Genomic DNA, 7,197 nt, shown 5'->3' with positions numbered 1-7,197 from the left:
GCCACCGACTCCGGCCTGCGCATCCAGGTCACCGCAGTAGGGGAGGACACCGCCCTCGCCGGCATCGGCCGGCTCGTCGCCGACGCCCAGAACTCGACCTCGCGCGCTCAGCGCATCGCCGACACCGCCGCCGGCTGGCTGTTCTGGTTCGCTCTCGGATCCGCGATCATCACCGCCGCCGTGTGGACCCTGGTCGGGATGCCCGACGACGCCGTCATCCGCACCATCACCGTGCTGGTCATCGCGTGCCCGCACGCACTCGGACTCGCGATCCCGTTGGTGGTCTCCATCGCCACCGAACGCGCCGCCCGCGGCGGTGTCCTGGTCAAGGACCGGCTCGCACTCGAAACCATGCGCACGGTGGACACGGTGCTCTTCGACAAGACCGGGACCCTCACCAAGGGTGAACCCACCGTCACCGCAATCGAGGTCGCCGAAGGGCGCACCGCCGCCGAGGTCCTCGCTTTGGCCGCTGCCGCAGAAGCCGACTCAGAACATCCCCTGGCCCGCGCCATCGTCGACGCCGCACGCGCGCGGAACCTGACCGTCCCGGCTGCAGCCGGTTTTCAGTCGTCCCCCGCCGTCGGGGTCTCAGCCGACATCGACGGCCTCCGGATCCAGGTCGGCGGGCCGGCACTGCTCGAGCAAGAGCGCGGTTCCGAACTCGCCGTCGCCGACCGGTGGCGCGGTGACGGGGCGATCATCCTGCACGTCCTCGCCGACGGGGCCGTGATCGGTGCACTCGCGCTCGCCGACGAGATCCGGTCAGAATCACGCACCGCGATCGATGCACTCCACGCCCGCGGAATCACCGTCGTGATGATCACCGGTGATGCCGATGCCGTCGCGAAGTCCGTCGCGACCGAACTCGGTGTGGACCGCTACTTCGCCGGGGTGAAGCCGGAAGACAAGTCCCACACCGTCGCTGCACTCCAGGGCGAAGGACGTACGGTGGCGATGGTCGGCGACGGGGTCAACGACGCACCTGCCCTGGCGCAGGCCGATGTCGGTATCGCGATCGGGGCCGGCACCGACGTCGCTATCGCATCGGCCGGAGTGATCCTCGCCAGCGACGACCCGCGGTCGGTGCTGTCGGTGATCGAACTCTCGCGCGCCTCGTACCGCAAGATGAAGCAAAACCTCTGGTGGGCAGCGGGATACAACCTGATATCGGTTCCGCTCGCGGCAGGAGTGCTGGCACCGGTCGGGTTCGTACTGCCCATGTCCATCGGCGCGATCCTGATGTCGCTGTCGACGATCATCGTCGCCGCGAACGCGCAGCTGCTCCGGCGACTCGACCTCACGCCCGACACCATCGCCGGAGCGCTGAACGAGGGGAGTTCCAATCCTCCGTCGCAGCGCACACCGTCACTGTGAGAGCTGATCTCGTACCGGAAACGCAGCCCTGACGACTGCGAAACGCTGATGGCCGCACCCTCTCCGCCGGAGAGGATGCGGCCATCGTTGTGTGGCGGGCCGGGTCAGCCGAGCAGCCGCTGCATGGTCTCGATTTCCTGCTGCTGAGTGGCGACGATGGCGCGTGCCATCTCCAGGGCGTCAGGATTGGAACCGTCCGCGATTTCGGTGTTCGCCATCTCGATGGCACCGGTGTGGTGGGCGATCATCATCGTCAACCACTGGCGGTCGAATTCCGGTCCCGACGCTGCCATCAACGCGTCCATGTCCTGAGCGGTCATCATGCCGCTGCCAGAGCTGTGGTCCATCCCGCCCATGTCACTCATGTCCATGTCGGGCATGGGCTGGCCCCACTCGGTCAGCCATGCCGTCATCTGGTCCATCTCGGGCTGCTGTGCGCCGGCGATCGCCGATGCCAGCGACAGCACGTCCGGGTTGTCGGTGCGGCCGTTCGCCATGTCGGCCATCTCGACTGCTTGTGCGTGGTGCGGATACATCATCTGCGCGAACATCACGTCGGCATCGTTGAACTCTGCGGACGCGCTTGCTTGGGCCGAGGACATCGGTGCGGAGGACATCGAGCCCATGGAATGCCCGTCCATCGACGAATCGGTCGAGTCGTTGCTACAGCCGACGACGAGGAACGCGCTGGCGGCGGCAGCAGCGAGTGAAGCCATGACTTTGGTACGCATGTGGAATCTCCTTGCAAGAGTGGACAATCAGGGGTGTGTGACGTGTTTCGGTCCGCCGGTCGACGCGCGTCTACCGGGCTCCCTGTCACACTCGCAAGGTCACCGATCTGTCCAACTCCCACAAGGTCCACGGCGGTGCGCGCTCCAGGATGGAGTCTGTGCGCCCGGCGATCCCGTCCACCGCTGTCGGCGACTGGCCTGTCTCGGTGCTCATCGTCGGGACGGACAACGCGGCCCACGACACCGGAGTTCCCACACAGGGATGCATCATCTGATGCGCCGACGGACAATCGTGTTCCCCGAACATCACCGAAGCCGAGCTACTGCCCGGGGCTGTCGACGCCATCGCGGCATGGCCACCGGTCATCGACTCCGACATCGGGCCAGCCATCGACGATGCCGGTGTCACAGAATGCACCAACAACACCCCGAACACCGTCACTGCAATCAACAATCCGATCGCCGAGGCTGTGCCCCGTCGAGTGCGACGAATCGTCGAGTTCATGCTCTCGACGGTAACAGGGCATACCCCCCAGGGGTAGCGTCGGTGCATCGTTCAGCTGGCCAGTCGGACGTCAGCTCTCGGTCGTGCGAACCAGTGAACCAACACCCCGCTCGCGACACTGAGTGTTGCGAGCGTCGGCATCGCCACCACGATCGCCCTGTCGAGCCCCCAGAAGGTTGCGAGCGCACCGATCCCAACCGCAGTGAGACCCTGCGACAGGTACGCCACCAAGTACATCAACGACAGTGTCGCGGCCCGCGTCTCGGCCTCGGAGGCTGCGACGACCATCCCGAGCCCGCCGTAGAACATCAGGCCGTACCCCACCCCACTGATGACCGCAGCGAGCAGGAAGACCGTGAGCAAGTCCACGTTGGCTGCGGCGACGAGGGTGACAGACCCGGTGGCGGAAAGCACCGAACCGGCCAAAGATGCGGACGTCGGCGAACCGCGGCGGGCGATGATGGACGCGGGAACGATGGCAACAGCCCAACACGCAAGTGCGCACGCGGCGACGAAAGCGTCGACGGTACCGACGAGATCCCTCACGATCTGCGCACCGAGCCCGATGAACACCGCGCCCATCATGAAGGCCACGGTGAGGGAAGCAACACCGATGGCGAACTGCATTCGAGTTCTCGCGGGTGCTCGCACCCGACTGGGCCGCCATCGAACATTGCTGCGCGTGGCCTCCTCGGGGAGGAACCACACCAGCGGCAGCAGAGCAATCGTCACGCCGAGCAAGATGGCGAACGGGAACGTGGTGGGCAAGGCGGAGTACTGCACGAGCGCACCGCCGACAACGAGCGCGAGTGCGGTACCGCTGGCCGTCGCCGCCGTATTGACGGAAGTGGACAGTGCCGCGGTGCGGCGCGGTGCGAACTCGACGAGTGCGGCGCTGGCCGCACTCATCGCGATACCGACCCCGAGTCCTTGAAGAGTGCGGCCGATGAAGATCGGGACGAGACCGCTTGTGACCACGAACAGCGCAGTGCCGACAGCGACCATGCCGACGCCGGCAAGCAGTACGCGGCGTCGCCCGATCGAGTCCGAGAGAGACCCACATGCAACGAGAGCGAGAACCAGCGCTACCGGGTAGGTAGCGAACAACGCGGTCGTGACGACCTCACCTACGCGCCACCGATCCGCTAAGAGCGGATAGACCATCGACGGCGCGCCGCTCGCCCACAACGACACAACCAGGACGCCCGCCGCCGTCGACAACGCCACAGGTAACGGCAAGGTCTTGCGTGAACGAGGGCGGCGGTTCACCGATCTACGCCGACCGAACCGACGGTGTGCGACCAACCGAGCGGAAGGTGGTGCGCCCAAGCCTCAATGGGTGTCGAGTAGAGCAAGGATGGTCCTCACGATCAGATCGGGTGCGTCCATCGAATCCAGTCGCCCTGCTGCTATCTCGGCTCCGGCACCGTGAAGGACCTGATGGAGCACGGCGACTTGCCACGAGGTGGGCATGTCACGTGAAAACAGTCCTGCACTGCGTCCGCGTTCGATCAACGATTCGACCCGGCTCGCGGGGCCGTCGTGAAGCTCGCGGATACGCGCTGGGGGGAGTTCTTCCTCGGCGGCGGCAATGACCGATCGTGACCGGTCCACCAGCTCCCAGCTGCTGTGAATGAGCCGGGACAACGCTTCTCGGGGATCCCCACCCAGATCGACCGCAGCCAACGTCTGCTCACCGCGATCGATCACACGCGCCACCACGGCATCGATGAGCGCTGGGCGAGAAGCGAAGTGACCGTAGAGCGTCACCCGCCCGAGACCGGCTTCCCGTGCGATATCGCTCATCGTGGCGTTCTGCCGCCGAGACAGGCAGACGATCGCAGCATCGAGGATGCGCTCGACGTTGCGCACCGCGTCGGCTCGTTTACCGCCTACCTGTGACGTATCGGTCGTCATAGAACCCTCACTTCCCGAACACGTTTGTATGAGTTACGGTACCAGTGTCCAACTCAAACAACTATGTACAACTTAGGAGGCAGTGGTGACCACGTCGAAAACGACACCGGAAGCGGGCGAAGGGCTTCACCCGAAGCGATGGCTCGCACTGGCCCTGCTGGGCACAGCGCAGTTCATGCTGATCCTCGACGTCACAGTGGTCGCGATCGCGCTACCGCAGATGGGCATGGACCTGGCCCTCTCGCGGGAGGCGGTCACGTGGGTCGTCGCCGCATACACCCTGACCTTCGGCGGCTTGATGCTCCTCGGCGGGCGTAGCGCGGACCTGTTCGGGTCCAAACCAATCGTCTTCGCCGGCCTGGCCGTCTTCACCGCCGGCTCGCTAGCGGCCGGACTGGCTGCCAATGCCGAGTTCCTGCTCGGCGGCCGCATTGTCCAAGGCATTGGCGCGGCGATGCTCTCACCGGCGGCGTTGTCGGTGGTGGTGCGCCTGTTCGCCGGCGACGAACGCAACCGCGCCCTGGGCATCTGGTCGGCATTGGGCGGCGGCGGCGCGGCGGTCGGTGTCCTGCTCGGTGGCCTGATCACCGCCGGACCGGGATGGCCGTGGGTGTTCTACGTCAACATCCCGGTCGGCCTGATCGTCATTTTCGGCCTTCTGCGCGTCCTTCCGCCCCTCGCCCCAGCTCCCGGGCCGCGTCCCGCGCTCGACATTCTCGGTGCAGCGCTGGTCACCGCTGCGACCGGATCGGCGATCTACTCGTTGACCGTCGCCGGTGAAATCGGATGGACCAACCCGCAGACCCTCACCGCAGCCGGGGCAGCGGCAGCGCTCTACCTGCTGTTCTACTGGCGACAGCAGGCCGCGTCCTCTCCGCTGATGAACCTAGGACTGCTCAGCCGACGTCCCGTCGGTGCCGGAGTGTTCGNGCTCTACCTGCTGTTCTACTGGCGACAGCAGGCCGCGTCCTCTCCGCTGATGAACCTAGGACTGCTCAGCCGACGTCCCGTCGGTGCCGGAGGGTCGTGATCCTGATCGCAACAGCCCTGATGGTCGCAGTGTTCTTCCTGGGCACCTTCTACTTTCAGCAATCCGCCGGGCACGGCCCCCTCGTGACCGGACTGTTGTTCCTACCGATCGCCGTGGCCACGATGACGGGAGCGAACCTCGGCGGACGCCTCATCGGCCGCTGGGGCGCACGAATCCTCGGCACCGCCGGGATGCTCATCGCAGCGTTGGGATTACTTGTGCCAGCCCTGTGGGCAACCACCGCGGCGACCACGATCGGCGTCAGCTTCGGCGCATTCGGTATCGGCGCGCTGTTCGTCGTCGCCTCAGCCACCGCGCTCGGACAGATCGGCCCCGAGGAGGCCGGCATCGCATCCGGCCTGCTGAGCACCTTCCACGAATTCGGTGCATCCATCGGCGTGGCCACCGTCTCGAGCATCGCTGCACTCAGCCTCGTCGCGGGTGGCGGTGACACCGGGTTCCAACACGCGTTCCTCTTCGCCGCAGCCGCTGCTGCACTGGCCGCAATGATCTCCGCCGTCGTCATCCCGCCACGCCCCGCACTCTGATCGTGCAAAACCAGGCACCGCCGGTCAGGAAGTGGTGAAAGCGTCACCGTCACCGTCGACGAATGAGCTCTCGGTCCGGATAGTGTTCGTGGAGAACGTGATCAGGTTGCCGTCTCCGTCCACGGACGCGAATTCCATCGTCCCCCAGTCCGTCGCGACGGGGTGGCCGGCGTCTGCCGGGTGCAGAACGCCCGCGCGCGAGAGTTCGTCGTACAGCGCGGTGACCTCGTCGACGGTGATGCGGCAACTGGCCGTTCCCGCGAGGAAGGTCTCCGCTCCGCTGCACACAGGCCAGGGTGCGGTGTCGGGCCGGCTGCTCCAGCTGTCGTCGTCGGCGGCCCACAGGTGGATCTCGACGTCGTCTCGAGTGAGCTTGGCGAAGGTGGGATCGGAGTACTGCGCCGTGAAGCCCAAGGAGCGGGTGTAGACAGCGACAGCTGTCTCGATGTGCCGTACCGGCAGTGCGGGGACCGCTCTGGACATACGCATAGGCAACACTAACGCCAATGAACGGCACGAGGAAGCGAACGCTGCCGTGCCTTCGGGGAGTGCGTGCGGGCCGAGGTGCACGGTCGCCGCGCGGACGCTACCGCTCGGCGTTCGACCGGGTCGGCGTGACGCGACCCTTCGCTGCGTTCATCGTTGCAACGCTTCGCCTTTGGATCGCAGCGACGCGGCGAGTTGGTCGACGGTCGGCAGACCCGCCAGGCCGCGGTCGGTCGAGTAGACGCGGCAGGCAAGTTCGGTCAGTTGCACGGCATCGTCGAAGGCGTCGACGCCGTCAACGAGGATGGTCGGTGAGCCTGCGAAGGCCGACGCCGCTGCCTCGGCGTCGGAGGAGATCAGCCGGCGTCCGATCTCGATGTCTGACTGTCCGATCAGGCTGGCTGCAGCACGAACCCGGTCCGCAGCTTCCTGCCAGTTCGGGCATCCGTCGAAGTACAAGATCTCCACCTTCATTCGAGCGAGTCTGCCCTCGAATCGGATGGCGTGCCGGTGCGGCCACAACGGGGGTCAGTTCATGGTGAGATCGTTTCGGCTGCAACGGGCGAGGCGGCGATCGTGCACCTGATGCTATTCGGCATCCTT

At 66.0% G+C, this 7,197-nt stretch carries 9 protein-coding genes; 3 read left to right on the top strand and 6 right to left on the bottom strand.

Features of this window, described 5'->3' with window-relative positions:
- A partial coding sequence (locus HQ354_RS25280) for a heavy metal translocating P-type ATPase (RefSeq protein WP_222654605.1) occupies positions 1 to 1,377 on the top strand: 1,377 nt, incomplete at its 5' end.
- A gap of 104 nt (positions 1,378 to 1,481) precedes the next feature.
- Here HQ354_RS25280 and HQ354_RS25275 read toward each other — a convergent pair.
- The 4 genes from HQ354_RS25275 to HQ354_RS25260 all read right to left on the bottom strand — a co-directional run bounded on the left by HQ354_RS25275 (position 1,482) and on the right by HQ354_RS25260 (position 4,530).
- Complete coding sequence (locus HQ354_RS25275; RefSeq protein WP_032364203.1) at positions 1,482 to 2,108, bottom strand: DUF305 domain-containing protein; 627 nt, start codon at positions 2,106 to 2,108, stop codon at positions 1,482 to 1,484.
- An 85-nt stretch (positions 2,109 to 2,193) separates the two neighbouring features.
- Positions 2,194 to 2,613, bottom strand: a complete 420-nt coding sequence (locus HQ354_RS25270) for a hypothetical protein (RefSeq protein ID WP_222636980.1) — start codon at positions 2,611 to 2,613, stop codon at positions 2,194 to 2,196.
- Between the two features lie 51 nt (positions 2,614 to 2,664).
- Entirely contained in the window at positions 2,665 to 3,882 is a 1,218-nt protein-coding gene (locus HQ354_RS25265; RefSeq protein ID WP_155289413.1) for an MFS transporter, read from the bottom strand.
- Between the two features lie 63 nt (positions 3,883 to 3,945).
- On the bottom strand, positions 3,946 to 4,530 hold the full coding sequence (locus tag HQ354_RS25260) for a TetR/AcrR family transcriptional regulator (RefSeq protein ID WP_032364206.1): 585 nt from the start codon (positions 4,528 to 4,530) through the stop codon (positions 3,946 to 3,948).
- An 85-nt stretch (positions 4,531 to 4,615) separates the two neighbouring features.
- Here HQ354_RS25260 and HQ354_RS26060 point away from each other — a divergent pair, with 85 nt between their 5' ends.
- A complete protein-coding gene (locus HQ354_RS26060; RefSeq protein WP_222654604.1) occupies positions 4,616 to 5,560 on the top strand; it encodes an MFS transporter in 945 nt (314 codons plus the stop codon).
- Complete coding sequence (locus tag HQ354_RS25250) at positions 5,557 to 6,108, top strand: hypothetical protein (protein WP_222635890.1); 552 nt, start codon at positions 5,557 to 5,559, stop codon at positions 6,106 to 6,108. The genes HQ354_RS26060 and HQ354_RS25250 overlap by 4 nt, the downstream gene beginning before the upstream one ends.
- Positions 6,109 to 6,132: 24 nt before the next feature.
- Here the strand turns inward: HQ354_RS25250 and HQ354_RS25245 are convergent, their stop codons facing one another.
- Together HQ354_RS25245 and HQ354_RS25240 are read right to left on the bottom strand one after the other, a co-directional pair.
- Complete coding sequence (locus tag HQ354_RS25245; protein WP_240931215.1) at positions 6,133 to 6,591, bottom strand: VOC family protein; 459 nt, start codon at positions 6,589 to 6,591, stop codon at positions 6,133 to 6,135.
- 153 nt (positions 6,592 to 6,744) lie between these two features.
- Complete coding sequence (locus HQ354_RS25240; protein WP_167677681.1) at positions 6,745 to 7,068, bottom strand: alkylmercury lyase; 324 nt, start codon at positions 7,066 to 7,068, stop codon at positions 6,745 to 6,747.
- Positions 7,069 to 7,197 lie beyond the last annotated feature (129 nt).

Origin of the sequence: Rhodococcus sp. BP-261 (genome assembly GCF_019835205.1) — a bacterium.
In the GTDB taxonomy this organism is placed as follows: domain Bacteria; phylum Actinomycetota; class Actinomycetes; order Mycobacteriales; family Mycobacteriaceae; genus Rhodococcoides; species Rhodococcoides kyotonensis_B.
The sequence above is the reverse complement of the archived record's forward strand: the minus strand, read 5'-3'. Positions and strand labels throughout refer to the sequence as shown.

Bases quoted from the DNA above. Each gene is read 5' to 3' on its own strand.
- HQ354_RS25275 (WP_032364203.1), bottom strand. From the start codon at position 2,108: ATGCGTACCAAAGTCATGGCTTCACTCGCTGCTGCCGCCGCCAGCGCG.
- HQ354_RS25270 (WP_222636980.1), bottom strand. From the start codon at position 2,613: ATGAACTCGACGATTCGTCGCACTCGACGGGGCACAGCCTCGGCGATC.
- HQ354_RS25260 (WP_032364206.1), bottom strand. From the start codon at position 4,530: ATGACGACCGATACGTCACAGGTAGGCGGTAAACGAGCCGACGCGGTG.
- HQ354_RS25245 (WP_240931215.1), bottom strand. From the start codon at position 6,591: ATGTCCAGAGCGGTCCCCGCACTGCCGGTACGGCACATCGAGACAGCT.
- HQ354_RS25240 (WP_167677681.1), bottom strand. From the start codon at position 7,068: ATGAAGGTGGAGATCTTGTACTTCGACGGATGCCCGAACTGGCAGGAA.